This is a genomic window from Devosia sp. Root685, from assembly GCF_001427875.1.
In the GTDB taxonomy this organism is placed as follows: domain Bacteria; phylum Pseudomonadota; class Alphaproteobacteria; order Rhizobiales; family Devosiaceae; genus Devosia.
Map to the genome: position 1 here is coordinate 1,049,038 of NZ_LMHK01000001.1, position 26,780 is coordinate 1,075,817.

Annotated in this window: 22 protein-coding genes; 14 read left to right on the forward strand and 8 right to left on the reverse strand. The window is 58.9% G+C overall.

What is annotated here, in order from left to right; genetic code table 11:
• Nucleotides 1–21 precede the first annotated feature (21 nt).
• Genes ASD83_RS05080 through ASD83_RS05100 form a run of 5 tightly spaced genes read right to left on the reverse strand, consistent with a single transcriptional unit; the run spans nt 22 to nt 7,310 of the window.
• Nucleotides 22–1,383, reverse strand: coding sequence for a M24 family metallopeptidase (locus ASD83_RS05080; protein ID WP_056308529.1), 1,362 nt, complete (start codon nt 1,381–1,383; stop codon nt 22–24).
• Nucleotides 1,383–3,458 (reverse strand): GMC oxidoreductase, encoded by a 2,076-nt coding sequence (locus ASD83_RS05085; RefSeq protein WP_244489103.1) that lies wholly within the window; start codon nt 3,456–3,458, stop codon nt 1,383–1,385. The genes ASD83_RS05080 and ASD83_RS05085 overlap by 1 nt, the downstream gene beginning before the upstream one ends.
• A 4-nt stretch (nt 3,459–3,462) precedes the next feature.
• The gene (locus ASD83_RS05090; protein ID WP_056308532.1) at nt 3,463–4,548 is read right to left on the reverse strand and encodes an ABC transporter ATP-binding protein; all 1,086 of its coding nucleotides are present in this window, start codon (nt 4,546–4,548) and stop codon (nt 3,463–3,465) included.
• Between the two features lie 22 nt (nt 4,549–4,570).
• Entirely contained in the window at nt 4,571–6,064 is a 1,494-nt protein-coding gene (locus tag ASD83_RS05095) for a M81 family metallopeptidase (RefSeq protein ID WP_056308534.1), read from the reverse strand.
• 25 nt (nt 6,065–6,089) lie between these two features.
• Nucleotides 6,090–7,310 carry an ROK family transcriptional regulator gene (locus tag ASD83_RS05100; RefSeq protein ID WP_082560961.1) on the reverse strand — a complete coding sequence of 407 codons (1,221 nt, stop codon included), beginning with the start codon at nt 7,308–7,310 and terminating at the stop codon, nt 6,090–6,092.
• A 207-nt stretch (nt 7,311–7,517) separates the two neighbouring features.
• On the opposite strand from ASD83_RS05100, the gene ASD83_RS05105 reads away from it, so the two are divergent.
• The 5 genes from ASD83_RS05105 (at nt 7,518) to ASD83_RS05125 (ending at nt 15,414) form a co-directional block, all read left to right on the forward strand.
• The gene (locus ASD83_RS05105) at nt 7,518–8,786 is read left to right on the forward strand and encodes an ABC transporter substrate-binding protein (protein WP_056308538.1); all 1,269 of its coding nucleotides are present in this window, start codon (nt 7,518–7,520) and stop codon (nt 8,784–8,786) included.
• A gap of 77 nt (nt 8,787–8,863) precedes the next feature.
• Entirely contained in the window at nt 8,864–9,769 is a 906-nt protein-coding gene (locus ASD83_RS05110) for a carbohydrate ABC transporter permease (protein WP_056308540.1), read from the forward strand.
• 47 nt (nt 9,770–9,816) lie between these two features.
• Nucleotides 9,817–10,593, forward strand: coding sequence for a carbohydrate ABC transporter permease (locus tag ASD83_RS05115; protein ID WP_244489104.1), 777 nt, complete (start codon nt 9,817–9,819; stop codon nt 10,591–10,593).
• A 310-nt stretch (nt 10,594–10,903) separates the two neighbouring features.
• Entirely contained in the window at nt 10,904–12,067 is a 1,164-nt protein-coding gene (locus ASD83_RS05120) for an MFS transporter (protein ID WP_156385749.1), read from the forward strand.
• A 575-nt stretch (nt 12,068–12,642) separates the two neighbouring features.
• The gene (locus ASD83_RS05125; RefSeq protein WP_244489105.1) at nt 12,643–15,414 is read left to right on the forward strand and encodes an autotransporter outer membrane beta-barrel domain-containing protein; all 2,772 of its coding nucleotides are present in this window, start codon (nt 12,643–12,645) and stop codon (nt 15,412–15,414) included.
• A gap of 265 nt (nt 15,415–15,679) precedes the next feature.
• Here the strand turns inward: ASD83_RS05125 and ASD83_RS05130 are convergent, their stop codons facing one another.
• Entirely contained in the window at nt 15,680–16,573 is an 894-nt protein-coding gene (locus ASD83_RS05130; protein ID WP_056309891.1) for a LysR family transcriptional regulator, read from the reverse strand.
• Between the two features lie 110 nt (nt 16,574–16,683).
• Between ASD83_RS05130 and ASD83_RS05135 the strand changes: the two genes are divergently transcribed.
• The 6 genes from ASD83_RS05135 to ASD83_RS05160 are packed head-to-tail and all read left to right on the forward strand — an operon-like array spanning nt 16,684 to nt 20,817.
• Complete coding sequence (locus ASD83_RS05135; protein WP_056308543.1) at nt 16,684–17,877, forward strand: MFS transporter; 1,194 nt, start codon at nt 16,684–16,686, stop codon at nt 17,875–17,877.
• Nucleotides 17,874–18,338, forward strand: a complete 465-nt coding sequence (locus ASD83_RS05140) for a cyclophilin-like fold protein (RefSeq protein ID WP_056308545.1) — start codon at nt 17,874–17,876, stop codon at nt 18,336–18,338. The genes ASD83_RS05135 and ASD83_RS05140 overlap by 4 nt, the downstream gene beginning before the upstream one ends.
• Before the next feature lie 19 nt (nt 18,339–18,357).
• Nucleotides 18,358–18,753 (forward strand): cupin domain-containing protein, encoded by a 396-nt coding sequence (locus ASD83_RS05145; RefSeq protein ID WP_056308547.1) that lies wholly within the window; start codon nt 18,358–18,360, stop codon nt 18,751–18,753.
• A gap of 28 nt (nt 18,754–18,781) precedes the next feature.
• Nucleotides 18,782–19,525, forward strand: a complete 744-nt coding sequence (locus ASD83_RS05150; RefSeq protein WP_056308550.1) for an SDR family oxidoreductase — start codon at nt 18,782–18,784, stop codon at nt 19,523–19,525.
• Nucleotides 19,526–19,561: 36 nt separating this feature from the next.
• Nucleotides 19,562–19,996: a lipocalin-like domain-containing protein gene (locus tag ASD83_RS05155; RefSeq protein ID WP_056308552.1), complete on the forward strand. Its 435-nt coding sequence runs from the start codon at nt 19,562–19,564 to the stop codon at nt 19,994–19,996.
• 50 nt (nt 19,997–20,046) lie between these two features.
• Entirely contained in the window at nt 20,047–20,817 is a 771-nt protein-coding gene (locus ASD83_RS05160; RefSeq protein ID WP_056308554.1) for an SDR family NAD(P)-dependent oxidoreductase, read from the forward strand.
• Between the two features lie 382 nt (nt 20,818–21,199).
• Here the strand turns inward: ASD83_RS05160 and ASD83_RS05165 are convergent, their stop codons facing one another.
• The gene (locus tag ASD83_RS05165) at nt 21,200–22,531 is read right to left on the reverse strand and encodes a nucleotidyltransferase domain-containing protein (protein WP_056308556.1); all 1,332 of its coding nucleotides are present in this window, start codon (nt 22,529–22,531) and stop codon (nt 21,200–21,202) included.
• A gap of 545 nt (nt 22,532–23,076) precedes the next feature.
• Between ASD83_RS05165 and ASD83_RS05170 the strand changes: the two genes are divergently transcribed.
• The 3 genes from ASD83_RS05170 (at nt 23,077) to ASD83_RS05175 (ending at nt 25,970) form a co-directional block, all read left to right on the forward strand.
• The gene (locus tag ASD83_RS05170) at nt 23,077–23,697 is read left to right on the forward strand and encodes a hypothetical protein (protein ID WP_156385750.1); all 621 of its coding nucleotides are present in this window, start codon (nt 23,077–23,079) and stop codon (nt 23,695–23,697) included.
• On the forward strand, nt 23,694–24,002 hold the full coding sequence (locus ASD83_RS21520) for a DUF6634 family protein (protein WP_413813482.1): 309 nt from the start codon (nt 23,694–23,696) through the stop codon (nt 24,000–24,002). Before ASD83_RS05170 ends, ASD83_RS21520 begins: the two co-directional genes overlap by 4 nt.
• Nucleotides 24,003–24,071: 69 nt before the next feature.
• Nucleotides 24,072–25,970, forward strand: a complete 1,899-nt coding sequence (locus ASD83_RS05175; RefSeq protein WP_056308559.1) for an AAA family ATPase — start codon at nt 24,072–24,074, stop codon at nt 25,968–25,970.
• A 95-nt stretch (nt 25,971–26,065) separates the two neighbouring features.
• On the opposite strand, the gene ASD83_RS05180 is transcribed toward ASD83_RS05175, so the two are convergent.
• Nucleotides 26,066–26,725: a hypothetical protein gene (locus ASD83_RS05180; protein WP_056308561.1), complete on the reverse strand. Its 660-nt coding sequence runs from the start codon at nt 26,723–26,725 to the stop codon at nt 26,066–26,068.
• Between the last annotated feature and the right edge of the window lie 55 nt (nt 26,726–26,780).

Consider the following 26,780-nt stretch of genomic DNA (forward strand, 5'->3'; position numbering starts at 1 on the left):
TGTGATTGGGTGCGTGTCGATTTAGCTGCGAACGATGACGTGATCGCTCTTGAGCCAGAGTGGCGGCAGGCAGAGCTGGATATTGGACAGCGGCAGCAGGTGATCACCAAGGGTGACGCCGATGGTGTCGCGGATGAAGGCCTTACGGGCCTGGATGCGAGACCAGGTTTCCGGATGCTTCTCGGCCAATGATGCCCGCAGCGCCTCGTCGGCGATGGCGACGGCATCTTCGCAGTTCAGCGCCTTGCCGGCCGGCATCGGGGTCGGGATGACGTCGACCTGGAAGATCATGCCCGAGACGAGCTTCTCGGTGGAGCCGGGACGAACCGGAGAGTGGCTCCACTCGTCATAGCTAACCAGGTGCCCCGGGTTCAGCGCCGACTTGAGGTTCGACTTCGCCAGGGTGTCGACGACGGCGGTCCGCAGGTCGCCACCGGTGACGCCGATATTGGCGGTTTCGTACCAGGTGACCAGAGCATCGAAGTAGCCGGCGGTGACCTTCACGAAGGCGTCGTCATTGTCATCGAGCTGGCCGGCGCGCGAGCTGAGGCCACCCCAATAGCCGACGGCCGTGGTGACGCCATCGCCCTTGTTGAGGATGCGGGAGCCGGCGCTGTTCAGGCCATGGATGACATGGCTCGCGTCACCCGAAGCGAACATGGAATGGGCGCTGAGGGGTTCACCGGCATAGAGGAAATTGGCAGCAGCTTCGATCTCGCGCTGGCCGGGACGAGCCTTGGACAAGACGTTCCAGACCGAGGCCGAAGCGCGGGTCGAAGCCCATTCAAACGCTGCGATCTGATCGACATCCACCACCGAGCGCGCACCGGTCGTCGGGTGCATGAGCACTGCCGTCTCATCAGACAAACCGTCGAGGCCACCGATGATGCTCGCGAGAATGACGATCATATAGTGGGGAACAAGAAAGCCGGGGCGTGCATCATTCCATTCCTCGGGCTCGAGGTATTTCCAGCCGACGACACCGACGGTGTCGCCTGATTTGATCCCGGCTTCGCGGAGAACCGCATCGAGGCTAGGTTTGCGAGTGCGATCTTGAGCCATGAGGCTCAAGGACTGGCTGAGCATCACTTCGAGGTTCGGCAGCGGAGAAATGGCGGTGAAGCTCTCGGATTCATTACCCGTGATCACCACTCTCTTGCCGTTTGGACCGAGCAAGAGAACGGCCTCTTCGAAGCGTGGGTCAAAACCGGACAGGTGCAGAATGTTCGCGTTGTGCTCCCGATCAGCATAGACGAAGAGCCACGTCTTTCCTGCCTTGGCATAGGCAAAGTCACAGCGAGCGGCCAGCGTTGCAGCGGGGATTTGCGGGCGATCAAGAGGTACGCCGAAATCGGGGATGGAAACGCTTTGCAGGTGGCTCATTAGCTTCTCTCCAGGTCTGGCCGGTCTTCCAGCCGGTTTAAAAGGTGATCGGCGCAGCGAAAGGCGAGCGCCATGATGGTGAGAACGGGGTTGAAGGCCCCGTTTGTGGGATGGAGCGAAGCGTCGGCGACGAATAGGTTTTCGTGCCCCCAAACGCGTCCATTGATGTCGGTGACCGAGTTTGTCGGTGCAGTACCCATTCGGCAGGTGCCAGCTTGATGCTGATATGCGGAGAGCCGTGGCTTGGGTGGATCACCCCAGACGACCTTTGCGCCCGCTGCCGCTAGCCACTCTTCCGCACGCTCAAGCATTGCTGCCGCGGTGCGAATGGTCTCGGGGTGGACAACACCGGATAGCCGAGCGACCGGGCGCCCCCACTTGTCTGTAACGTTCGGATGGAGTTCCACCCTGCAGTCGGGATTCGGAATTTCGTGCACCGGCCCCTTCACCTGGATCAGGCGGCGGAAGTTGGCGCGCATGAAGTCGTGCGGTGCTTGACCCCATCGCGGCATCCACTGGGGGAGTGCGGCATCCCAGAAAATAATCGGGAGCATGACGAAGTCGTCCGCCAGCATGGCACCGCCGACGATACCGGGCGTGCCATGAGCAAAGTCTGTGGTCGCGATGGTGACGCCGGGCCCTTTGCGGGCATAGACCTCATCATCGAACAGTCCGAAGGCTGTTGGGTACGTGTGACCCTGGAGGTTCCTGCCGACGAGACCGGAATTGTTGCCCAAACCATCGGGCTCTTTCTCGGTCGCGGACAGAAGCAGGAGGCGGGCACTCTCAATCGCCCCAGCCGAAAGAACAACATTGTTGGCTGTGGCGTTAGCGGAGTGGCGGCTGTCTGCGTCTTCCCAAACCAATGAGACGCCGGTGACGTGGCCCTCGATATCCGTCACGATACGATCGGCGATGGTTTCGGTCGCTACGAGTAGCCGGCCGCTGGCCATCGCCCGTCGGATCATAGTGTTTTGCGTGCCGTTCTTTGCGTCGGTCGGACAAGGAAAACCGACACAGCTACCGCACTCTATGCAGGCATTCCGACCGTCGTGCGGAACTGAATTCACCAGCAAAGGAGGCTGTGTCGTGCTTATTCCAAGTGCCGTTGCCGCCTGATGCAGGATGCGAGCGGTTTCATATTGCGGCATCGACGGCATCGGCAAATCTGCGCTGCGCGCGGGTTCATGGGGAAGCGGCCCCTGCGGCCCTGCGACGCCCAGCATCTGTTCAGCACGCGTGTACCAGGGTTCAAGCTCGGCATAGCCGATTGGCCAATCGGTCAAAGACGAGGCTGCCGGAATCCCATAGCGGCTTGCCATTCGGAAATCGTCAGGGTGGAAGCGCCAGGCTTGGCCTCCATAGACGAGCGTGCCGCTACCGACGCACGCCGCATTGCTGGAATAGGCGACAGTATGCGTCGCCACGTGGTGTTCAATGCCATCTGAAGTGACGTGGATGCGTGGACCGTCGTCGGCATCCGGGCCGGTGTTGTGTCCGTAGAGGGGATAGCGATGATTGCGCAGGTGATCCCGGTGGCCACCATGATCATAATCGAGCCAGCGTCCGCGTTCGATCAACAGCACTCGCTTGCCGCCGAGTGCGAGCTCGCTGGCGACTACGCCGCCACCCGCGCCTGCCCCAATAACGATCGCGTCGAAATGCTGGCCGAAGTCAGGGCGAGGAGGAGATACTGGCACGGCGACCGGCGGTCCATCTGGGCCTTCCGGTAGACCGTGCTCGTACCCTATCTCTTTCCAGGAAATTCCATCTGGGTTTCCGCCGTTGCCAGGGTCTGCGTAGATCGCCTCGGCGACCCAGTGGGTAAGCGTCTCGAACCACGGGGTCCTGTCGCAGGCGGACAGTCGACCGTCAACTTCGGCGTCGCTGGCTTCGACAAACTCCCCGTACGCGCAAAGCGAGCGGAATCCAATCCGGATGGTCTCGGCGGCAACCGGTTCGGCCTCCATGCGCTTGGCGACGTATGCGGGCACACCCATAGCAACGCTGCCGAGGACCGGATCAGGAGCGATCCGGTCGAGCATTCGCAAGAATGACTTCTCGGCCACCAGCATGGTGTCAGCCCAAGACCTTGTCGTTTGACGGGTCCAGCAGGTGTACACGGCTCATGTCAACGCCCAGAGTGAGCTGAGCACCACTGCGCAGCGATGACTGCGGCAAGAGACGTGCGACGGCTGCCTCGGTGCCAAGGTCAAAGTGAACGAGTGTCTCCATCCCCAAGGGCTCTACCAATCGTGCCGTTGCGGAAAGCGTTGCTCCAGTGGGTTCGAGGTAGAAGTGTTCGGGGCGAACGCCCAGGAGTGCAGGTTTACCGGCGAGCTGGCTGAAGAGCGATGTTCGCTCAGCGGGCACCGCAAGCGTCTGACCATCAGGCAAACGTACGGACAATTGGCCTTGCTTGCTTTCAACGACGGCGGTGAAGAAATTCATCCCTGGGGAGCCGATGAAGCCAGCAACGAACTTCGTCGCCGGGCGCAAATAAAGCTCTTCCGGCGGAGCGATCTGCTCGATCCGACCCTTGTTCATAACGACCACGCGGTCTGCCAGCGTCATGGCTTCGACCTGGTCATGGGTCACGTAGATCGTCGTCGTCGGTACCTTCGCGTGAAGTGCCTTGATCTCGGTGCGCATTTGCACGCGGAGCTTGGCGTCGAGGTTCGAGAGAGGCTCGTCGAACAGAAAGACCGATGGATTGCGGATCAGCGCGCGTCCCATGGCGACACGCTGCCGCTGACCGCCGGAAAGCTGACGCGGCTTGCGAGCAAGCAGTTGATCAAGTCCGAGGATATCGGCGGTGCGCTTCAGTCGCTCAGCGATCTCGGCCTTGTCGACCTTCCGGAGCTTGAGGCCGAAGACGATGTTCTCGGCTACCGTCAGATGCGGATAGAGCGCATAGTTTTGAAAGACCATTGCGATGTCGCGCTCGCCCGGCTGCAGGTCATTGACCCGCTTTCCATCGATGCGAACCTCCCCGTCGGAGATCGTTTCAAGCCCAGCGACCATCCGCAAAGTCGTAGACTTACCGCAGCCAGAGGGACCAACGAGCACGATGAATTCGCCATCGGCGATTTCAAGGTCGATGCCGTGGACAATCTGGGTACTATCATAGGCCTTGACGACCTTATCGAGGGATACGACAGCCATAGTGGCCTCCTGATCGTCTGAGTTACGAAGCGTCGCCGTAGGTATTGCCTGCGGGCGTCCAGTCAAAATTCGTGTCGAGAGGCCAAGTAGGGCGGGACAACCGCTTCCAGGTCAGCCGCGAAAGGTCGAGCTGGGACACGCCGTCGCTAAGGAGAAGAATGTGCCTAGCCGCAATGTCTTCGATGCGCGGGTGCAGGTAGCCCAGCTTGACGACGTAGAGTTTGTGAGCCAGCGGATCGATGTCCATCGAGCGGAAGTGCTCGGGTGTCGTGATGCCGATGGGGCGAGCATGGAAGGTGGCCACGACATTGCCGATCCGAACCTTTGCCCATGCTGCTTCGCGTGAGCGATAAGGTTGGAAGCCACTTAGATCTAGATACTCACCGCAGGCCTCAACTTTGACCTTCACTTTTTCGTCGGTCGTAGGACGCGACCAATGCTCGGCGCCAAGGACGATTTCGACTTCAGCGCCGACACCGGCTGCGTTGAGTTGAGCTACCGTTTCCGGTGCCGTAATGCCGGCGATGATGATGTCTTCGTTTGCGCCGAGGCGGAGAGCCGATTGGAGCACATAGGTCAGTTCGCCGGCAGCGCCGGCCGTGGTGTTGTCGCCGGAATCCGACACGTATACGGGACGCTGCGGACTGGTGAGCGCGAGCTGTAGCCCTTCATCGACCTCGGCTGTTTCCATGCGGAGGATGAACTCCTCATGAGCAGCCCAGATTGCGTTGGCAAGCTTTGTTGCCTGCTCTTGGGCCAGCTCCACGCTGTCCTCGCTGACGGCAAAGGCTGTGCACTTTGTCCATGGCCGGTCGTTCCAGGCGAAGCCCACGAGAATGTTGGCTTCCATCATCCCGGGCACGCTGTCGTATTCTGGCAGATTTCCGTAGAGGTTATTGGCGGGAGCCAGCGCGGTTACCGCAGTTTCGCCGGGGATCAGGATTGGCAGGCTGACCGCGACCTTCTTCGGCTTCAAACCCTTGCGAATGACGCGAATGAGCTGGTCGGCGGCGCGATATCCGGTTGATTTATCATCGCGATGGGGGGCAGTCCGCAAGACGGAGAACACCGTGCCGGCATCGAGCAGTTCTGGGGTCATATCGCCGTGAAGATCGAGCGAAACGCTGATCGGCATGTCTGGACCAACTTGTTGACGAATGGCCGCGACGAAGTCTGAGTCTGCGTCCGCATCGAGCTCCTCAACCTCCAGAGCACCGTGATTGACGATCAGAACACCGTCGAGATCCTGGGCATCGGCCAGGAGCTTCAGGGTCTTCTGCTTGACCATTTCATACGCATCCGCGGTCATGATGCCGCCGGGCAAAGCAGTCGCCCAGTATAGGGGAACGGCTTCAATGTCGCTCTCCTCGCCAATGCGTTCGAGCATACCGCGCACCATCCACAGATCGCCGTCGCGCATTTGCTGAGCGTCGTAGAGCTGGAGAGCGTCAACGCCGGTGATGGCCGGCGAGGACAACATGATTTCGATGGATAGGCCTACGATAGCGAGACGCATGAGAATGCTTTCTGGAGACTAAATGTCAGGGGAGGACGTGGGAGGTCTGGATATCGGTGACGCCATCCAGAGCCAGTGCCACTCCACCTAGGCGAGGACCCTCAAGGTTGGGGTCCGCGAACTTGACGACGCTGCGGGCGAACATTGCGGGGTGGGTAAGGCGCTGAAGCGCTCGATCAAGAGAACTCGTGAGGTAAGGAGCGGCAATGGCGATATCACCGCCAAGTAGGACCACCGGTGGGTTGAAAATGCTGATCAGGCTCGAGACCGCCGAACCCAAAACGTCGCCAGCGTGATCTAGAACGTTGAGGACAACCGGATTGCCGGCCTCGGCCATCGTCATGATCTCGTCGAATGAGCGTGGGCGGACACTACCCAGGCGCGCGATCTCCTCGATGAGCGAGGGTGCCGACAAATATGCGGAGAGGCAGCCTGATGCGCCACACGTGCAGAACCGACCTTGCGGCACGATCTTGATATGGCCGAGCTCACCTGCCAAACCGCCTGCGCCTTGATAAATGGCGCCGTCTAGAAACAGTCCGCCACCGACACCCGAGCCAGAAAACAGGTAGATGAAGTTTTCCATGTCGATGCATGAGCCGAACATCTGCTCAGCCATGGCAGCAGCTTTACCGTCATTGCCGACATAGACTGGCGCTGCACATGCGCCCTTCAGCCGGGCATATATGTCCAGGTCACGCCAACCGAGTGCCGGAACGTGAATGAGCTGACCCTCGGAGCTCAGAAGGCCGGGCAAGGAGACGCCGATTCCAAGAACGCGCGCCTTGGAACCTGACTTCCCCACTACCTGATCGACGCCGTCGGCGATGAACTTCTCTACGCCTTCGGCGCTACCGTCGAATGGGAGCACCAATTTCGCCAGCACCGAACCATCGAGGCCGCAAGCGACGAAGATGATCTCGGTCGCTTCCACCTCGACACCGACCAACATCCCGGAATCCGGGGAAATGATCAGGCCTTCCGACGGGCGCCCACGACCTCTTTCGCCGGCCTTGACGTGGCGTTCCACGAGGCCTCTCTCACCGAAGCTGTTCACGATCGAGGAAACCGCGGACTTATCGAATTTCGTGCGCTCGATGATCTCTCGCTGGGAAATGCCTGGCTCCAAGCGGATCCGATGAAAAATTGCACTGGCGTGGTAGCGCCGCAGAAACAACCGATCCACTCCCGACCCCTTTTTATTCTGGCATTGAGAAAAATAACCTGAGGATTTTACCTCGGTCAATACGCGGCGCCAGGCCTAAACGACGAAATCGAGCACAAAACGAAGAAAAAACCAGCATTTTCCGGGTTTTGGACGTGCATAAAAATATTGCAGCTGCCTGACTCTGCCTAACCTGTTGACTTTTTTCTGCTCATGTCTCAGATTTTTTCTGGTGTGAAGATTATTCACGCTGAAGGGAAGGCCTAACGGCCGCAGAAGGTAGGGAACATGAAAAAATCCAACTGGTTGGCCGCCCTCGGCCTCGCCATGCTTGCGACGACTGCTGTCCAAGCCCAAGAAAATAACGAGATCTGGCACTACTATGCCGCCGGTTCTGAGCTCGCCGGCATGAATGCACTGATCGATGCAGCTAATGCAGCCACCGACCAGTACAAGTTCTCCGGTGTCGTAATCCCGGGTAATGTGGTTGAACTGCGCCGGCAGCTGCAGACCGCTTTCCTTGGTGGTCGCCCACCAGCGCTTTATCAAAGCTCGATGGCGTTCGAGCTCAAGACGTTCGCAGATGGTGGTCAGCTCCATCCGTTGACCGACGTTTGGGCAGCCATCGATGGCGACAAAATCTTCCCTGAAGGCGTGCAGCGCGTCGTCAAAGTCGATGGTGTGCCCTTCGGCGTGCCGTTCGATCTGTCGCTGATCAACAACGTGTTTTACAACAAGGAAGCGTTCGAAAAGGCAGGCGTCGACGTCCCGACGGACTGGGCGAGCTTTACCGCCGCGTGTGACGCACTGCGCACTGCTGGCTACGAACCACTCGGCAATGCCGGTGGCACTTTCTGGAGCCTCTACAACTTCTACGCCGCGCTGGTTTCGGTGCTCGGTGAAGAGGGCTACTACAAGATGGCCAGCGGCGAACTCGGCTTCGATAGCCCCGAGTTCAGCGAGGCTCTCGATCTTTACCGCGACAGCATGGTCTCCTGCTACGCCAAGAACTGGAGCGGTAAGACCTGGACGCAGACCGCCGACGATCTGGTCAACGGCAACACCGGCATGTTCATGATGGGTATCTGGGCTGCCGGCTACATGGAGCAGGCTGGGTTCAAGGCCGGGGAAGGCTTTGACATGTTCCAGGCCCCCGGTACCGTTGGTAAGTCGATCTTCCAGATGGACGTCCTTGCTGTTCCTGAAGGTCCCGGCGTTGCCGCCGCTGACGAATTCATCAAGGCAGCGACCACGCCCGAAGGTCAGGCGGCATTTGCCACCTTGAAGGGCTCCCTGGCGCCAAACATCAACGTTGATCCGGCCGTTTACGGATATGCCGGAGCCACCTTCACGCGCCAGTTCTCAGAGGCTTCGGCCAACAATGCCGTGCTGCCGAACCTCTTCTTCCTTCTCCCCACAGATCTTGGCACCGAATTCGGCGTGCAGATCGAGCGCTTTGCGATCGATCCGTCCGACACCGTCAAGTCCGAGATGATTTCGACGCTGGAAGGTCTCCGCCAGGAGGCTCTGGCCGAGAACGCTTTCATCAAGTGGTGAACTGATCCTCCTGGAGGGGGCGGCGCTTTCGGGCGTCGCCTCTTTTATTCCGCCTCAAGCGAGACGAGAGCAATCCGATGGCCCAACCTAAAAGCCGCCTGACACGAACGGACTGGACCCACATCGCCTTCCTGGTGTTGCCCGCGCTTCTGTTCGTCACCTTCTACATTTATCCGGTCATTTCCAGCATTGGCCTGTCGCTGCACGACTGGGATGGCTTTTCGCCTCGAATGCGCTTCATCGGCATAACGAACTACACGGTGCTGGCGGGCCAGCCGCGCTTTCTTCATGCGGTCTTCAACAACATCCTCTGGGTGGTGTTCATGCTGATCGTTCCCACCGGCATCGGTCTGCTCCTCGCCGCCATCCTCGATCGTGGCATCCGCGGCGAGAAAGCGTTCCGCATCATTTTCTTCCTGCCCTTCACCATTCCCGCCGTAGCCGTCGCCGCCATCTGGCGCTGGATGTACGAACCAGACAACGGCCTGGTCACGACGGTGATGAAGGTGCTGGGACTGGGAGGTTTTGCTCAAAACTGGCTTGGCGATCCATCCGTTGTGAATTTCTCGCTGATGGGTGCTGTCGCATGGTGGACCACAGGCTTTGCGTTTCTCGTATTTTTTGCTGGTCTCAGGAATATTCCCACCGAATGCATCGAAGCCGCCCGCATTGAGGGGGCCACACCTTGGCAAGTGTTTTGGAAAGTCAGCTTTCCGCTTCTCTGGCCATCGACGATCATCGTGCTCGGCATGGCTGCGATCGACGCCATGCGCCTGTTTGACGTCGTCTGGTCCATGACCAAAGGCGGACCCGCATACTCGTCTGAGGTCCTCGCGACGCAGATGTACGATTTGGCATTCGGACGTTTTGATATGGGGCGCGCATCGGCGGTCGCGGTCTATCTCTTCATCATCGCCGGCATCATCATCATGCCCTACATCGTCTACATGTCCCGGCGTGTTCAGGACAGCGAGGCAGAATAATGAGCTCCTCTTCCATCGAGCAACGCCAGACCATCCTTACGCGAACCGTGCTGATCGGCATGGCCGTCATATTCGTGGCGCCGCTTCTCGTCGCGTTTTTGACCTCGTTCAAAACGCCGTCGGAAATCACACGGGTGCTTTCAATCCCGAGCCAGCTCTACTGGGAAAATTACGCGATAGCGTTTCAACGCGCGGGTCGAACCTTCCTCAATTCAATCCTGATCACCGTACCCGCCGTCATGCTGTCCCTATTGATCGGTGCTATCGCCGGCTATCCCTTGGCATACATGCGCGGGTCCAGCGGCAAGGTGGTGTATTTCATCCTTCTCACCGGCATGCTGGTCCCTTTCCAGATCGTGCAGATCCCGCTGTTTTTCCTGATTCAGAAGATCGGCCTCTACGACACCATTCCGGGCATGTGGCTCGTTCACACTGCCTATGCGGTGCCATTCTGCACGTTCTTCATGCGCAATTTCTTCGCCTCGGTGCCCCGCTCGATGTATGAGGCCGCCCTGATCGATGGCTGCAGTCCTAACCTCTATTTTTGGAAGTTGCTGCTGCCTGCATCGACTTCGGGCCTTGCTGCACTGGCCATCATCCAAAGCCGGGCCATCTGGAACGATCTTCTTTTCGCAATTACGCTGACCACGAGTGACAGCGCGCGTCCGGCCACCGTCGCGATTTCAGGTTTTGCCAGCAGCCTCCAGGTTGAATACGGGCCACTTATGGCTTCGACGGTGGTCTCTATCATTCCGGTCATGGCGGCCTACCTGCTATTCCAGAAGTCCTTCGTCCGCGGGCTGTTGGGTGGGGCAGGGAAATGACCCCAAAGCGTTTCATCAGCGCATCGGGCGTACTCGTTGAACGCGGGAGGTGTGTATGCATAGCCAGGTGAGGGGAGCATGGGCGAACCCCAATGCTCAGCGGACCGAGAAAGACAACACCGGTCCCGAGAAGGGAAAATGGCACGCCGCTATCAATTGGCTGCAGCAGCCGGAATTGAGGTCGTCTTCACTGGGTCGCCTTAACGGAAAAGCCACTGCCTAAACCCGTTTTCTATCCCGGCGAGCTTTCCATCAACCTCTCCCCACCCTCGTCGGGATAGAAGACCCGAACCACTAGGAATCGGGTCACATGCCTATCACTGCCAAAACACCGGAACTGAAAAAAGCCAAGATCGCGACCCGTCTGATCTTCCTCTTGGCAGGCGCAGGGCTGGCGGCTTGGGCGCCCCTAGTACCGTTTGCCAAAATCGCCCTGGGCGTCGATGAGGCGACCCTCGGCATGCTCCTTCTGTGTCTCGGACTGGGATCGATCACGGCGATGCCTTTGGCGGGGGCGCTCGTGCCAAAACTCGGCGCGCGTGTCGTGATAGCCGTCAGCGCGTGCGTCATCATTGTGGCTTTACCGCTTTTGACGCTGGCGCAGTCAGTTCCTCAGTTGGCGATCGGCCTGGCCCTGTTTGGCGCCGGCGTGGGTTCAGTCGATGTGGCAATGAACATCCATGCCATCGAAGTTGAAAAAAGAAGCGGGGTGAGCCTGCTATCAGGTTTCCATGGCCTCTTCACGCTGGGGAGCATATTCGGCGCGGGTGGCATGTCTCTTATGCTCATTGTTGGTCTGAATTCGACAATCGCGACTGTAGTCCTGAGCATCTCCATGCTCTGCCTCCTGTCGATGAGTTTTCCTCACCTGATGGCCGAAACAGCTGAGCCAACGAAAAGAAAGGACACCCGCTTTGCGCTGCCCGGAGCAAGGCTGATTGTTATCTCTCTTCTCTGCTTCCTGGCATTTCTGGCGGAAGGCGTCGTTCTGGACTGGGGTGCCCTCTTGCTGATCGACCAGCATCAGCTCCACCCCGGATATGGCGGACTTGGATATGCGGCTTTTGCCGTGGCCATGACGGCCGGTCGCTTGACGGGTGATCGGGTCGTCACAAAATTTGGCGGCGGCGTAACCGCGCTGGTCGGAGGGCTTCTCGCAGCAGCCGGTTATGTTTGGGTCGTTGTATCACCAGATCCGACCACTGCCCTCATTGGTTTTGCGACCATCGGCCTGGGCGCTTCGAACATAGTGCCCGTGTTTTTCAGCGCTGCAGGACGCATGGACGGGTCCGGCTCCGGAATGGCGCTTTCAATGGTGACATCGTTTGGTTACGCCGGAATTTTGGTTGGCCCTGCAGTCATCGGGTTCATGGCCGAATGGCTTGGAATCGGTACGGCTTTTCTTGCAATGGCAATCATAATGCTGGCGATCAGTGCAATCGGACCGGCAGCGTCAAAGAGCGTCGCGCGCTGACGGCTCCGAGGGTCGTGGGTCGAATCCTGACGACACGTGGAAAGGTCACCGCTTCTCTGGCGGCGCTGAGAGCTAAACAGTCTGATAAGGGGTCGGTATCTGCCCCCTGCCCCACAGCCATGTTGGGGTGGCTTGCAGACTGACAGCTTCTACAAAATCGGCGACGATTCCAGACGGTTGGGATGGGCACGTTTACCAACCCAATCGCCGGCGTGTTTTTGGAAGCTACGCTTAGAAAGGTATGGATTGCCGATATAATGCTGCGCCCTAGCGTCTCTAAATTGTTGGTGACCGACTGGTCTTAGAATTATCAGATAATTAAGCATAATCTCGGAAACATTAGGCGTTTCTTATTCAGGTCTCGGCCGGTCGCGATGCAGAGAAGCCATTTCCCTCCAAATATTTGGCCGCACCGCCAGCGCCTGCTCATTTCGGCAGCGCCATTCGTTGTCGCGCTAGCGACGCTCTCGCCTGCATTGGCGCAAGTGTCCATTGGCGGGGATAGCACGCCGTCAGATCCTGCGCTTATCGACGGCAGTGTTGATTTGGAAATCGGTGTGAACGGAGCTGGTAGCTTGACCATTCTCAATGGAAGCACGTTGACCAATGCTGCCGGCTACGTGGGCCTGGATGTCGGCGACGTCGGTGCTGTGACGGTTTCCGGCCAGGGGTCGCGCTGGGAGAATCTCGGTGACGTTGTCATTGGACAGTCTGGTAATGGGACGCTTGACATTGAGGTGGGCGGGTTCGTCGGCGGAGAAACCGGTTATATAGGCGCCAGTCCGGGCGGCGTCGGTGTCGTGACGGTGTCGGGCGCGGATGGTTCGGGCAATGCTTCGACCTGGTCGCTTCGGCAAGATCTGAACATCGGATACCCGGGCACAGGAACGCTCAATGTTGAAGCAGGGGGGCATGTCGCGGTTGGCGGGCGGATCGATGTTGGTGTTTCGGGGCAAGGCAAAATGGAGCTCTCGGATGGTGCCACTCTATCGAGCAACGACGGCGTCGTCGGCACCGACGCCTACGGTGAGGCCATCCTGACTTCGGGCGCATCCTGGACCATGGTAGGGCAGCTCAGCGTCGGTCTGGTCGCCCAAGGCGACCTGCGAATTGAAGACGGCGCCAGCGTCACCAGCAACCAGGGTTATGTGGGCGCCCATCCCCATGGCAACGGCAGTGTCACCGTGACGGGGCCGGGGTCGAGCTGGGAGATGACCAGCTTCAACCTTACCCTCGGCAATTACGGGGTGGGGGCGATGACCATCGAAGATGGCGCGCGGGTTTACGCCAATACCGGGGTCTCTCTGGGCATCTCCGACGTGACAGCAAGCGGTACGCTGAATTTGTTGGGTACGCCGGGTGCGCGCGGCGTGCTGGAAACTAGCGGGTTCCGGGGCGGCGTGGGCACTGCAACTGTCACCGTAGATGGCGGCATCATTCGGGCCATCCGCAACAATGCCAATTTCGTCAGCAACTATGGCGCCCAGCAGATTACACTTGGCGTCGGCGGCGGCATCATCGACACCAATGGCTACAATATCGGCATCGCACCGGTCATTGCTGGAGGGGGCAGCCTGACCAAGGATGGTGTGGGCATGCTTACGCTCACCGGCGCCAACATCTACGGCGGAGGCACGACGATCACGGCCGGCACCTTGCAGCTGGGCAATGGCGGGACGAGCGGCAGCATCGTGGGGAACGTCGCCAACAGCGGCGTGCTGGCCTTCAACCGCTCGGATACGGTGACCTTTGGCGGGACGATCACCGGGACGGGTGGCGTTTGGCAGGTGGGCTCCGGACAGACCAGGCTCGCGGCAAATAGCTCAGGCCTGTCGGGCGTCTCCCGTGTGTATGACGGCATTCTATCGGTCGATGGCACGCTTGGCGGATCGATTGAGGCCATAGGCGGAAGAGTTCAGGGCATCGGCCAGGTGGGGACGGCGACGAATTTTGCTGGGGGCACCATCGCTCCAGGCAATTCGATCGGCACCCTGACCGTGGCAGGTGATTATGTTGGCAATGGCGGCACGCTCGAAATCGAGACGGTTCTTGGCGATGACAGCTCGTCCACGGACGTGCTGGTGGTGACAGGCGATACGTCCGGCAGCACCAATGTTCGCGTCATTAATCTCGGAGGCGCTGGCGCGCAGACTAACGAAGGGATCAGAATCGTCGATGTCGGTGGCGTGTCCGCGGGCGATTTCACGCTCTTGGGACACTATACCTTCGAAGGGGCTCCCGCTGTGGTTGGCGGGGCCTATGCCTATCGTCTTTATCAAGGGGGCGTCAGCACGCCTGCCGACGGTGACTGGTATCTGCGGTCGTCCTTGATTGATAGGGGTGCCTCGAGAGGGCCGCTTTATCAGGCCGGGGCTCCAGCCTACGAGGCCTATGCCACGATACTGCAGAGCTTCAACGAACTTGAAACCTTGCAGCAGCGCGTCGGCAACCGGTCCTGGACGGCAGGTATGATCGAAACGGGAGCCTTGCCCGAAGCGGCTGGGGCCAATGCCGGTATCTGGGGCCGTATTGTCGGCCGCCACGCCAGCATGAATTCCAGGTTCTCCACGGCCGGCGCAGATTTCGATGTCGACACGTGGCAATTGCAGGCCGGGGCCGATCAACAGCTCTATTCAAGCGAGGCCGGCAATCTTGTCGGGGGACTTTCAGCGCGATACGGAACCACTGCAGGCGATGTAACCTCGGTGTTCGGAAATGGCTCGATCAACAGCAGTGGCTATGGGCTGGGCGGATCGCTGACCTGGTATGGTTCGGGCGGCTTCTACCTCGATGCCCAGGCAAACCTGACCTGGTACGACAGTGCGCTTGCTTCCTCGACCGCCGCGACTGGTCTGGTTTCGGGCAATGGCGGCTTTGGCTATGCGAGCGGCGTGGAGGTCGGCCAGCAGGTCGCGCTTGACCAGAACTGGTCGATCACGCCCCAGGCGCAACTGGCCTATTCCGATGTCAGCTATGATGGCTTTACTGATGCTTTCGGCGCCGCCGTTTCGCTGGCTGAGGGCGATGACCTCACCATGCGGCTGGGCCTTTCGGTCGACTACCAGGACGCCTGGTTCGATGAGACCGGCGAGACTAGCCGTATCCATGCCTATGGCATTGCCAATCTCCACTATGACGTCCTTCCCGATAGCAGGACCGACCTTGCCGGGGTGGAACTCGTCAACACACAAGATAATCTGTGGGGTGGCGTAGGGATCGGTGGCACATACGCTTGGGGCGACGACCAGTACGCCCTCCACGGCCAAGCCGGCGTCAACACAAGTCTCGTCAATTTAGGTAGCAGCTATAGCCTTACCGGCACTACCGGACTCACCGTCAGATTTTAGGGCGTTTCGGGCTACTTGATAAATCCCGGCCTGATATGGGACGCTGCGGCTGGCGGCCGCTTTTAGAACAATGATCGCCTCGCTCAACGGCGACTATGGGGTCGTCTGGAGACTGGCGGCGTCGGGGTGGTGAGGAGCCGGTCAGATTTTGGCTGAGTTCTGCGAATTGTAGACGCCTTTCACAAGGTGGTCGACGTGAACAACGAGTTGCGAATGTGGTGCCCACCATTCGTTCTGCAAAATCACCACCATTCGTTCTGCAAAATCAAACGTCTTGCCGGAGAGCCTCGACTATTACAGCGAATGCCGGTGAGTGCTGCCTCCGGCTGGGGTAATAGAGGTAGTAACCCGAGAACATCGGCGACCATGCATCGAGCACCTGAACCAGTTGGCCCGACGCCAGTGCGTCGGTTACGAGGTTCTCAGGAACATAGGCGATGCCGAGGCCGCTGATTGCGGCGCCGACCATGGCGAGTGAACTGCTGAAAGTGAGCTGGCCTTCGACCCGCACACGAAGGTCCCGTCCATTCTTCTCGAATTCCCAAGCATACAGACCGCCCGAGCGCGATTGCCGATGGTTCATGCAATTGTGCGCCACCAGGTCTTGAGGCGTTTCGATCGGCGAACTTGATTTGAGATATGCCGGCGAGGCCACGGCAACGAGGCGCCAGTCTGGACTGATGCGGACTGCCACCATGTCCTTGTCCACGCTCTCGCCAAGTCGGACGCCGGCGTCGAGTCGCTCCTCGATGATGTCGCGAAACCCATTGTCGATGCTGAACTCCACTTTGATATCTGGGTATTCCTTGAGAGTTGGCGCAAGTTTCGGCCAGGCGATCCAGTCGAATGCGTGGTCTGACAGTGTCAGTCGGACGACACCTGAGGGCTTATCGCGCAGCTCCATCATGGCATCGACCTCCCGTTCGATGTCGTGAATGCTCGGTGCCAAGGTTCGCAGTAGGCGCTCCCCGGCATCGGTCGGCGATACATTTCTTGTTGTGCGCATGAGCAGCCTCAGGCCCAGCCGCTGCTCTAACTGCCTGATGGTATGGCTCAAGGTCGATTGCGAGGTGCCGAGTTTGGCTGCTGCCTTGGTGAAGCTGCGCTCGCGGGCCACCGCCATAAAGGCCAGCATATCGTTCAGGTCCTGACGGTGCATCGCGGCATCCACTCATATTGGAGATCGATAGGTTCATGCGAATTGCCACTACTAATCAAGAGGGGTGAGCAAGGCTATCTTCCAAGCACCGAACAGAGCGGACGAGACAGATGACGACCGAAACGACAGAAATGCCGATACTGAGATCACCTGCAGCCTGGGGCGCCGTGTTCTCGATGGCCCTGTGTGTCGCGACGCTCATCGCCTCAGAATTCATGCCGGTGAGCCTTCTGACCCCGATCGCTGGCGACCTCGGGGTCACCGAGGGCCAAACCGGACAGGCTATTTCGATTTCCGGCATCTTTGCGGTCCTCACCAGCCTATTCGTGGCTCAGCTCACCCGCAACGTCGACCGCCGACTGGTCGTGCTGGCCTTCTCCGCTCTGCTGATCGTCTCCGGGTCGCTGGTCGCCTTTGCCCCGAATTACCTGTGGTTGATGGTAGGTCGTGCTTTGCTAGGCCTCGCCATCGGCGGCTTCTGGGGCATGTCGACCTCTATCATCATGCGCCTTGTGCCCACGGAAGACGTCCCCCGCGGACTGGCCATGCTGAACGCAGGCAATGCGATTGCGGCCACCATCTCGGCACCGCTCGGCAGCTACCTCGGTGACATCATCGGCTGGCGTGGCGCGTTCTTCTTCGTCGTGCCCCTGGCTGTGCTGGCGTTCGTCTGGCAGTGGTTAGCTCTTCCTTCCCTGCCATCCCGTCACACGGCAGGACAGGGCAATGTTTTCCGATTGCTCAAGCGTCCTCAAGTGGCACTTGGCATGGCCTCGATCACCCTGCTCTTCATGGGTCAGTTCGGCCTGTTCACCTACCTGCGCCCTTATCTCGAAACCGTCACGGGCGTTTCCATTCCTGTGCTGTCGACGATCCTGCTTGTCATGGGATTGGCAGGGGTTGCCGGAACCTGGGCAATCACGCAGGCGCTGCGCACGCGTCTCTTCAGCATCGTCATCCTAATCCCCCTGGTGATGGCGGCGATTGCGGTTGCACTCATCGGGTTCGCTACAATCCCATTCGCGGTCGGTACGCTTCTGCTGCTCTGGGGCTTCTTCGGCACTGCCGCGCCCGTGGGTTGGGGTGCCTGGTTGGCCAGGACCCTGCCTGAGGATGCAGAAGCCGGTGGCGGTCTGCAGGTGGCGCTTATCCAGTTCGCGATCACGGTTGGCGCAGCCGGTGGCGGGCTCCTCTTCGACCAGGCGGGCTGGTGGGCTCCCTTCGTATTCGGCGCCATCATTCTTTGTGGCTCGTCAGCTCTTGCTTATGCCGCCTTCCGTAACAGCCAGGGGGTGAACCCATGACCGTCTCAGCCATCAGCCGCCGTGTATTCCTGGGCGCTGCCATTGCATCAACGGCGTTGCCTGTGCTCGCACACGCCCAGGACAATGTGGACCCCAACAGCCAGGAGCCGACCGACATGCGGGTGCGCTTCACCTTCAGCGACCAGACCATGATGGCGACGCTTTACGACAGTTCGGCATCGCGAGACTTCTACTCAATGCTGCCGCTCGATCTGACCATCGAGAACTACGGCCCCAACGAGAAGATCGCATATCTCCCCCGCAAGCTGACCGAAGAAGGCAGCGGCCCGTTCAGCAACGAACTGCCCTACGACCTTTGCTATTTCATGCCGTGGGGCAACCTCGCGATGTTCTACGCCGACTACAAATATCCCGGCCTGATCCGTCTGGGTCGCTTCGACGAGGGGCGTGAAGCCCTCCATGTCGAAGGGGAATTCCCTCTTCGGATCGAGGCTGCCTAATCCAACAGGAGATCAGAGAATGGACATCACTCGAGCCGGTGCGAACGCTTCTGCCAAGGGACCGGCTGACTGGTTCACTGGCACCGTTCGCATCGACAACCTCTTCAACCCTTATGATCCAGCTCGGGTCCAGGGTGCACAAGTGACGTTCGAACCGAGCGCACGCACGGCCTGGCACACCCATCCTCTTGGGCAGACCCTCATCGTGACCTCCGGCCTTGGCCGGGTGCAACGCCTGGGTGGTCCAGTGGAGGAAATCCGTCCCGGCGATGTCGTCTGGTTCGCCCCGGGCGAGAAGCACTGGCACGGCGCATCGCCTGACACTGCCATGACCCACATCGCGCTCCAGGAAGTCGAGAACGGCAAGGTCGTCGACTGGATGGAACACGTAAACGACGAGCAATACGGCGCCTGAGCGCCTCATTTCAGAAGAAGGAAATACCATGATCAAAGACAAAGTTGTAATCATCACGGGCGCATCGTCCGGTATCGGCGAAGCCAGTGCAAAGCTCCTGGCCAGCAAGGGTGCCAAGGTGGTCCTCGGTGCACGTCGTGTCGATCAGCTCAAGCGGATTGCCGAAGAGATCAAGCAAGCTGGCGGCGAGGCTGTCTATGCCGAACTCGACGTTACCAAGCAGTCGGACAACGACGCGCTAGTGAGTCTGGCCAAGGATACTTACGGCCGGCTGGATGCCACCTTCCTCAATGCCGGCCTGATGCCCAATTCCATGCTTTCGGCGCTCAAGACCGACGAGTGGAACCAGATGATCGACGTCAACATCAAGGGCGTGCTGAACGGCCTGGCGGCAGTGCTGCCGACTTTCACGGCCCAGAAGAGCGGTCATGTCCTTGCAACTTCCTCGGTTGCAGGTCTCAAGGCCTATCCTGGTGGAGCAGTCTACGGCGGCACCAAGTGGTTCCTGCGAAACTTCATGGAAGTGCTGCGCATGGAGTCGGCGATGGAAGGCACCAATATCCGTACGACGACCATCTATCCTGCCGCCATCAACACCGAGCTCTTGAGCACCATCAGCGATCAGGGCGCGGCTTCGACCATGCAGGGGCTTTACGACAAGTATGGCATCTCTGCGGATCGCATCGCCAAGGTGGTGGAGTTTGCAATCGACCAGCCAGACGACACGGTTATCAACGAGTTCACCGTCGGCCCGGCCAACCAGCCCTGGTAATTCCCGTCCACACTCCAACCCGAAAGGATCCTGACAATGCACTTTTCCAAGGCGGCAGCGGTACTTGCTGCCATCCTAGCACTGACTGGGCCGGTATTCTCGCAAGAGAACTCGCCAGCCGATCTCCTTGAAGGTGTCTGGCAGATGCTGCCTCCGGAAGGCGTGGATGCCAGCGAACCCCACTTCACCGGACAAATCGTCTTCAGCGAAGCGGGCACGATGTCGGTTCAGGCGATGGATCCCGATCCGACCCTGACGACCACCTACATGGTCGACGGGTATGAAGCCTTCTACGGCACTTACGAAGTCGATGAAGCCGGTGGCACCTTCGTCGTGACGGTTGAATCCGCACTGGGTCGAGACCTGATCGGCCAGGAGTTGGAGCGGGCGTTTGAAGTGACCGAAGGTCGGTTGACTCTCACGCCCACAAATCCTGAAGAGAAGTGGCGTGTCACCTACGAACGTCTCTAAGCCTTAACGCGAAGGCCTCGCTATGCGGGGCCTTTTTCTTGGAGGTCAATATGTCGAGAATTCTTGTTACCGGATCGTCCACTGGTCTCGGTTTTCTTGCTGGTCAACGCCTCCTGCAGGCGGGACATGATGTAATCTTCCATGCTCGAAGCGCCGACAAAGCTCAGGCCTTGCGAAGAGAATTTCAGGTGGACATCAAATGTGTTGTCGGCGACTTCAGCGTGATGTCAGACATGCTGGCCACTGCCGACGCTGTGAACGAAATCGGGAATGTCGACGCCGTCATTCACAATGCGGGCGCCGGATATGGGCGCGGGGTCGACCGTACGCAGGAAGGCCTGCCAACTATTTTCGCCGTCAATGTCTTGGCGCCTTACGTTCTGACGGCCAAGATCGCCAGCCCTACGCGGCTGGTCTACCTCAGTTCCAGCATGCATCGGGTCACTGCTGCTATTGATGACGCCCTATGGGAGAAGCGCGATTGGCGTGGGTCGCAGGCCTATTCCGAGAGCAAACTCTATGTCACGGCGCTGGCATTCGCCGTTGCTCGACTTTGGCCCAATCGTTTCTCGAACGCCGTTGATCCTGGCTGGGTGCCTACCAGGATGGGCGGTGCCGGGGCCCCGGATGACCTCGAAGCGGGTGTCGTCACACAGGTGGCACTTGCCAGTGCGGAGACAGGGCCGCTTGGGGCATTGAGCGGTGAATTCCTCCACCACAAGAAGGTGGTCTCGCCGCAAGCGTCGACCAGAGACATCAGGCTGCAGGAAAGCGTCCTCCGGCTCTGTCGTGAGTCTTCGGCCGTCGATATTGAGCGGTGACCAACAACTTGCGGCGTCTGCTTTTGGGATAACCAGTGAGCGGGCCGTATGACCGAAATGGGGACGATAGCCGATGTCATTAATGGTCAGAAGCCCTCGATCCCGATGCGTAGCAGGCGGTGAAGTTCTCGATTGGAACGTATCTCGATGCAGGTTGCTGTCACCTGCCCATTCTCGAGGGCTAGCCTATCCTTTGGCCCAAACACGTTGTCGTATAGAAGCGTCCAACGAAGGAGTTCGATCCGCAAGCCATCTCGACGAAACACGCGATAGAGCCTCTGCCATATTGGCGGAGCGAGCCGAATGATACCGTCGGCTCGTTCAACCCGATCCGTATATGTCCGGCTATTTCCACCCTCGATGATCCACTTGTCGTGGGCCGTTAGGCGTCGTCCCCGCCTTCAGGCTTCTCGGTATTGGGGTCGGTCATTATTTCCTGAATCCAACCTGCAGCCGCATGTCGGAGTTCATCTGGCAATTGCTCAGCCTGGACATCGATCGCCAACAGCTTCTGATGTCCTCGTTCATTCATACGAGTGATCTGCCGGCTCATATCGCCCCGGATAATCATGGCCACCATCCCGCACAATTGGAGGAACCCGTAGTCGGTTTTTGGCTTCAAACGGCGGGCGCGCTCATATCCCGAGAGAGTGAACGACATCTCGATTTCGTCAGGCAGATCTCGCACTGATCTCGTTAAGACCAGAGACGCCGCTTGCTGGCCTTTCGGGTCCGCCCTGGTGTCGTGAAACTTGAGCACGACGCTGGTCACTCCGTCATGACCTTTGACCTTCATCGATGTCGGAAACCATTCGTGCCAACGCGGGTCCATTTCGTCCGTCAGAACGAAACAGCCGGAACCGGGTACCTTCAAATTAGCTTCCGGGAGCCGGTAAAGCGAAACCCTGCCGTCAATCCTGTATCCTGACACCCATCTGGCATTCATGGGCTGCGCAATCGACGCGATCGGCGTCAAATCAGGCAGTTCCCTTTGTGCGGGCATCTCATTGCTGCGTCCATTGGACCGAGGATGCCGCGGGACGACATCATCGTCGACCTTACCGCCTCGCTCCCAGTCGAAGATCAGTCGGCAAGGAACGCCAAGACGCTCGAGTTCGTCCAAGCCGATATGGGCTCCGGCGAGTAAGGCGTGCCTGCGCTCACCAAAAATGCTTCGTTCCTCGTGCCAATTCAGTTTCCGAAAATACGGCAGGTGGTCAGGAGCCAGATTGACCAGCTGGCGCAAGCGCTCTGACCGCGCCCCATCGTCAGGGAATTCGGGATTGCGTGCCATCTCGATTGCCAGGTCGATATCGCCGACCGTTGGCTGCTCGCGCATCGCGGAGCCGAAGAGCCAAATCTTCTGGACGACGTTCAGCGGGTGAGCGTGCAGGTTCATTTCCTCAACGCGAGCCAATAGTTCGTCGATGACTTTTTGCGCGACACGAAGAGAGCTTCTTTTGGCCTTCCCGGAAGCAAGGGCCAGACCGCTGTCCGTCAGCGTCTGGTCGCGTGCTGCCGCCGAAGGGTCGATGAATCGCCGCTCAAGGAGTTCCTCGTATAGAACGGCAGCTTCGAGCCTCGTCGGCGCGAACGACTTCAGCTCGAAGAAGTTCTCGGCCTCACCGGTACGGGAATAGGCTCGTAGCGCGTCCTTGACCTGTGCTAGACGAAAACCGGCGACGGTGACATCCCCGGGCAAATTGACGCCCAAAAATCAGCTCCCCTCCCAAAATCTACGGTCTGGCAAGTCTCTTGAACGGACTGCCCGCTATTCTGGTTTTCGGCGCGTGAGGAAAACCCCCTCGCCTGCGTCCGTATTTGAGAACTCTATGCCGGCCGCTTCCAGTGAGCTCTGCAATTTCGACATCGTCTTTTCCGAGAGCGACGTAAGCGGCCCCTCAATCATGCCAAGCGAGCGCTCGGACACGGAAGCGGCCGAAGATAAATCGCCTTGAGACCAGCCCAGCAGTGCTCGGGCCGCTCGGATCTGGGCACCTGAAATCATCTGTTCATCGCAATCGAAACAACGCGATCTTACTCATGGACAGCGATTCTGCCAGTTGCTGCGTTAACCATGATTTTGCTGAAAATCGGCAAATACCTTGTATTTTCATTAATTGCATGATAGTCTTCAAAATACACGATGGAGCAACCCTATCGTGCGCTCGCCTGCACAAAACACCCGGGTTAACCGGTCTCACCCAATACTAGTTCTGAGTGCCGCCGGCATTACAATGCTGCTGCGATGGAGTGACCATGTTTTCTGCTACACTGAATTCAAAATGCGCCGACGAAATTGATAGCATCCTTGACCGTCCTGTCGACTACTCTTTCGAGAGCCGTCGATTGAGGAAGAACCTGCTGAACCTCGTCCGTGTCAGCAACACTGTCTTTCCCATTGGCCATGCTAATCTCATCGAGAACATCGCTGCTCTCGACGGCTGGCGCGAAACCGAATTTGTTGCAATCGCGTTGCGCTCGGGAAACCGCCGTTTCTGCGTCCTCACCGCACCTGCCTCGATCTGGCGTAACCGCCGGCAGGGGCTGATCGAGATTAAGCGCAAGGCGGCGGAGGCGGGCTTTCGAGTCATGCTTATCTCGCCGCAATTCATTCAGCGCGAACCCCGGATGAGCAATACCCGTGCTGTCGCCGACACTTGCCACATCTTCCTCACCGCAGAGGATCGGATGGCTGTGCTTCTCCACGTCCTCGAGAATGGGTACAGCACCCTTCAGGACTGCGCCTCGGTCATCGTCGACAGCGAAGCGCCATACAGCGCCGTTCTATCGCTCGCGGGTATGGGGCTTCTCGATATCGACCTCGACAAGCCGCTGAGTGCCAATACACGCGTCGATCTTCGGCAGGTCGCAGCGTGAAACCGTCAGCCACGCGCAACCCTCGGGCCGATCAGATCGACGGGATCGGGCTACTACACCAAGACTTGCTCAGGTTCTCGATCAACCAGGAGCCCAGCGACGAGGAACTCGACGCCGCACCTGTCTTGCTGAGCTGGCAATTCGGCCGTCGGTCGGTTCTCTGCATAGAGGGCGTCTGCGGAAACCATCCTACCATTCAGCCAGGTCCGATGAGGACATCCCAGCTTTGGTGGTGCGACCCTCAATTCGGATGGGTCCGAACGCAAAACCGACTGTACAGGTTGGGCACCTATAGCCGGCGCTAACAGGTCAAAGAGGGCGACCAGACCACTGGCCGCCCTGCATTCCGAAATCTGACTCATTGGGGTAACCGCATGTCCGACTTTGAGCCAAACCTCGCCGACGACGGAGACGATATCCCTACCCCGGTCCCGTCTGCCCGCTACCCGCACACGATCCTGGCCCAATCATTGGTCGACGCAGCCCTCACGCGCTCCGAGAAGGGGCGCATCGCTTCGGGAAAGATTGTTTTGGGCGTCGTCTGTGCGGACAAAACTGCGGTCGAGCATATCCGCGGTGTGTTTTCTCGCATGGCGCCGGCCAAAACTCGCGCTCTGGGTGTGAACCATACCCACAACCGTTGGTCGCCATACGCTGGAGCCGTTGAGGAAACACTGACTGTGGGCCAGGGCGTCATTCTGGTGGTGAGCGATGAGCGCGAGCTGCACTATCTTGTACGCTCGCTGTCCGACCGAACCATTGAGATCGGACAGCCCACGCTGCCGCAAGTCGCAGGCGCGATAAAGAAATGCCATCGAGGCCGCGTCCCCCAAGCTCTCTATTCCCTCTCCCTCGATGACGTGAATTTCGAGAGTATCGCTGCGGCAATCGGCCGAGAAGGACACGCTGCCGAGGCTGTCGCGCGCCTTTCGAAACTCTCCGCAAAGTCATCGGTCCCCGAAGTAGTGCCCGCCAGCGGCCTGCCGGTTCTTGCCGATGCGGTAGAGTTCGGCTCTGTGCGGGATTGGGGATTGTCCCTGGCGCGAGACGTGAAGGATTATAAGCAAGGCAAGATCACCTGGGCCGAATTGGATCGTGGCGCCGTGCTGGTTTCACCACCTGGAAGCGGCAAGACAACGGCCGTTCAATCCATCGCCGAGGCGTGCGGAATTCCCCTCGTCATGCGGTCGCTGGCTGATTGCTTCGCGGTCGGTAAAGGGCACCTGGGTGACGTGATCAAACAGCAGCGGTCAATGTTTGAAGCTGCGAAGGAAAAGGCACCGTGCATCCTGTTTATCGATGAGATCGATGCCCTACCAAATCTCACCGATGACAGCCGAGACTTCTGGGCGCCTGTCGTACTCGATTTCTACCTGTTGTTGGATTCTGCGATGGCAAATCGAGAAGGCGTCATCGTTATCGGAGCGACCAATCGTGGCGAACTGATCCAGCCGGCGCTGCTCCGCAGTGGTCGATTGGAGCGACTGATTGAGATGGGTCCATTGGATGCAGCAGGTGCAAGACGCGTGTTTCTCCATCACCTCAATGGACAGGCTCCAGCAGGCGACGCCGAAAGGATTTATGAACTGGCGGCAGGCTCGACTGCTGCGACGGTTATGGGATGGGCACGAGCGGCAAAACGGTCAGCAAGGATTGCGCAACGAGCCGTGAATTCCGACGATATCGAGATCCATATTGTCGGCGGAGATGAGAGAGGATTGTCAGATCTGACCAGAGCCGCCTTGCATGAAGCAGGACACCTGGTTGCCGCTTTAGCGCACCCGAACCTCACGGTGTCGAGCGCATCGATCGCATCGAGTGGAGGATCAGGTGGGAGAGTGGATTTTGACCGCCGAACGTCCCTGCCCTCCTTTGCCGACATCGAAAAGGATGTCGTGGTCGTGCTGGCCGGCAGAGCGGCGGAGAAGGTCTGCCTGGGAGATGCGTCCGTCGGTGCCGGTGGCGAAGGAAGCTCGGACTTAGCCGTCGCAACGGGGACGTTGGCGTCGCTTTATATGAGCTACGGCTACATGCCCGATTTTCCGCTGTGGCGGTGCGAACCCAACCACGCAATCTCGATGTTGGCCATGGATCACGCGCTTAGGGAGAAGGTGAACCAGCACCTCGTTCGACTGTCGAACGAAGCCGAGGCGCTGGTTACCGAGAAGGAGACGTTGGTCCGGGCGTTTGCGGAGGAACTGACACGCCAGCGCCGACTGTCAAAGAGGGAGATCAATATGATTGTCGCGGGCAACGTCAGTGCCGCCGCTTGAGCAGCCCCACAAGGAGGCTGCCACCAAAAGCGCCGACGAGACGAGAAAATGTGAGAGTATTATCCTATCGGGGGCCGTCGTCGTCGAGCCAGTAGTCATCGTCGATGTGTTCGCCCATCGACATCGTCGGTGGGCCAGTCCAGGGGCTCTTTGCTACGATGTGAGAAGAGAAGCGTCTCCCCTTCGAGCGCGCTGAGGCGTTTTCGCAAGTACGCAGCGAACTGATCTGGATCATGCCCGTATTTGGCAGCCTCAATCAGCTTCGCAACATAATCGCCCAAGTCGGCCCACATCTCGCCCCTCGGGAGAATATCAGCCTGTCGTTCTGCGACGAACTCCTCCCGCCCCTGAGATAGAGCGTGCGCCCGAACATCCTTCAGACTTTGAGCGGTCCCAACGGTCTGGCGCCTGTCGTCTAAAAGATGTGTCACATGCAGTAAGTCGCGTGTCTGTTGTTCGACCTTCGACACGAGCAGGTTGTATTGCGTGCGGCTCAAACCTCGTTCCCTGGCGAATTTGCTAGCCGAGAGTGGTTTGGTGCCATCCTTCGTATCCCGCCAAGCTTTCACGTAGTCGGAGAAGATGAACAGTTTCTCGAGATCGATAGCCAATGCGCTGACTTGTTTGCGGTATGACCTTGAAGCTGACCAGACCGGCTGTGCCTCCACATCATTCTCCTCAGGACTATCATAGAGATCGAATGTGCCCCCTAAGGAAACGAAAGGCTTTTGCGTGGTGTCGGGACTATCTGACAATCTGGAAATCCAAGTTCGAGTCTTTGACGGCAAGTTGCCGTACCCAAGGAAACCA

Bases quoted from the DNA above. Each gene is read 5' to 3' on its own strand.
- ASD83_RS05080 (WP_056308529.1), bottom strand. From the start codon at position 1,383: ATGAGCCACCTGCAAAGCGTTTCCATCCCCGATTTCGGCGTACCTCTT.
- ASD83_RS05085 (WP_244489103.1), bottom strand. From the start codon at position 3,458: ATGCTGGTGGCCGAGAAGTCATTCTTGCGAATGCTCGACCGGATCGCT.
- ASD83_RS05090 (WP_056308532.1), bottom strand. From the start codon at position 4,548: ATGGCTGTCGTATCCCTCGATAAGGTCGTCAAGGCCTATGATAGTACC.
- ASD83_RS05095 (WP_056308534.1), bottom strand. From the start codon at position 6,064: ATGCGTCTCGCTATCGTAGGCCTATCCATCGAAATCATGTTGTCCTCG.
- ASD83_RS05105 (WP_056308538.1), top strand. From the start codon at position 7,518: ATGAAAAAATCCAACTGGTTGGCCGCCCTCGGCCTCGCCATGCTTGCG.
- ASD83_RS05110 (WP_056308540.1), top strand. From the start codon at position 8,864: ATGGCCCAACCTAAAAGCCGCCTGACACGAACGGACTGGACCCACATC.
- ASD83_RS05120 (WP_156385749.1), top strand. From the start codon at position 10,904: ATGCCTATCACTGCCAAAACACCGGAACTGAAAAAAGCCAAGATCGCG.
- ASD83_RS05130 (WP_056309891.1), bottom strand. From the start codon at position 16,573: ATGCACCGTCAGGACCTGAACGATATGCTGGCCTTTATGGCGGTGGCC.
- ASD83_RS05135 (WP_056308543.1), top strand. From the start codon at position 16,684: ATGACGACCGAAACGACAGAAATGCCGATACTGAGATCACCTGCAGCC.
- ASD83_RS05140 (WP_056308545.1), top strand. From the start codon at position 17,874: ATGACCGTCTCAGCCATCAGCCGCCGTGTATTCCTGGGCGCTGCCATT.
- ASD83_RS05145 (WP_056308547.1), top strand. From the start codon at position 18,358: ATGGACATCACTCGAGCCGGTGCGAACGCTTCTGCCAAGGGACCGGCT.
- ASD83_RS05150 (WP_056308550.1), top strand. From the start codon at position 18,782: ATGATCAAAGACAAAGTTGTAATCATCACGGGCGCATCGTCCGGTATC.
- ASD83_RS05155 (WP_056308552.1), top strand. From the start codon at position 19,562: ATGCACTTTTCCAAGGCGGCAGCGGTACTTGCTGCCATCCTAGCACTG.
- ASD83_RS05160 (WP_056308554.1), top strand. From the start codon at position 20,047: ATGTCGAGAATTCTTGTTACCGGATCGTCCACTGGTCTCGGTTTTCTT.
- ASD83_RS05170 (WP_156385750.1), top strand. From the start codon at position 23,077: ATGTTTTCTGCTACACTGAATTCAAAATGCGCCGACGAAATTGATAGC.
- ASD83_RS05175 (WP_056308559.1), top strand. From the start codon at position 24,072: ATGTCCGACTTTGAGCCAAACCTCGCCGACGACGGAGACGATATCCCT.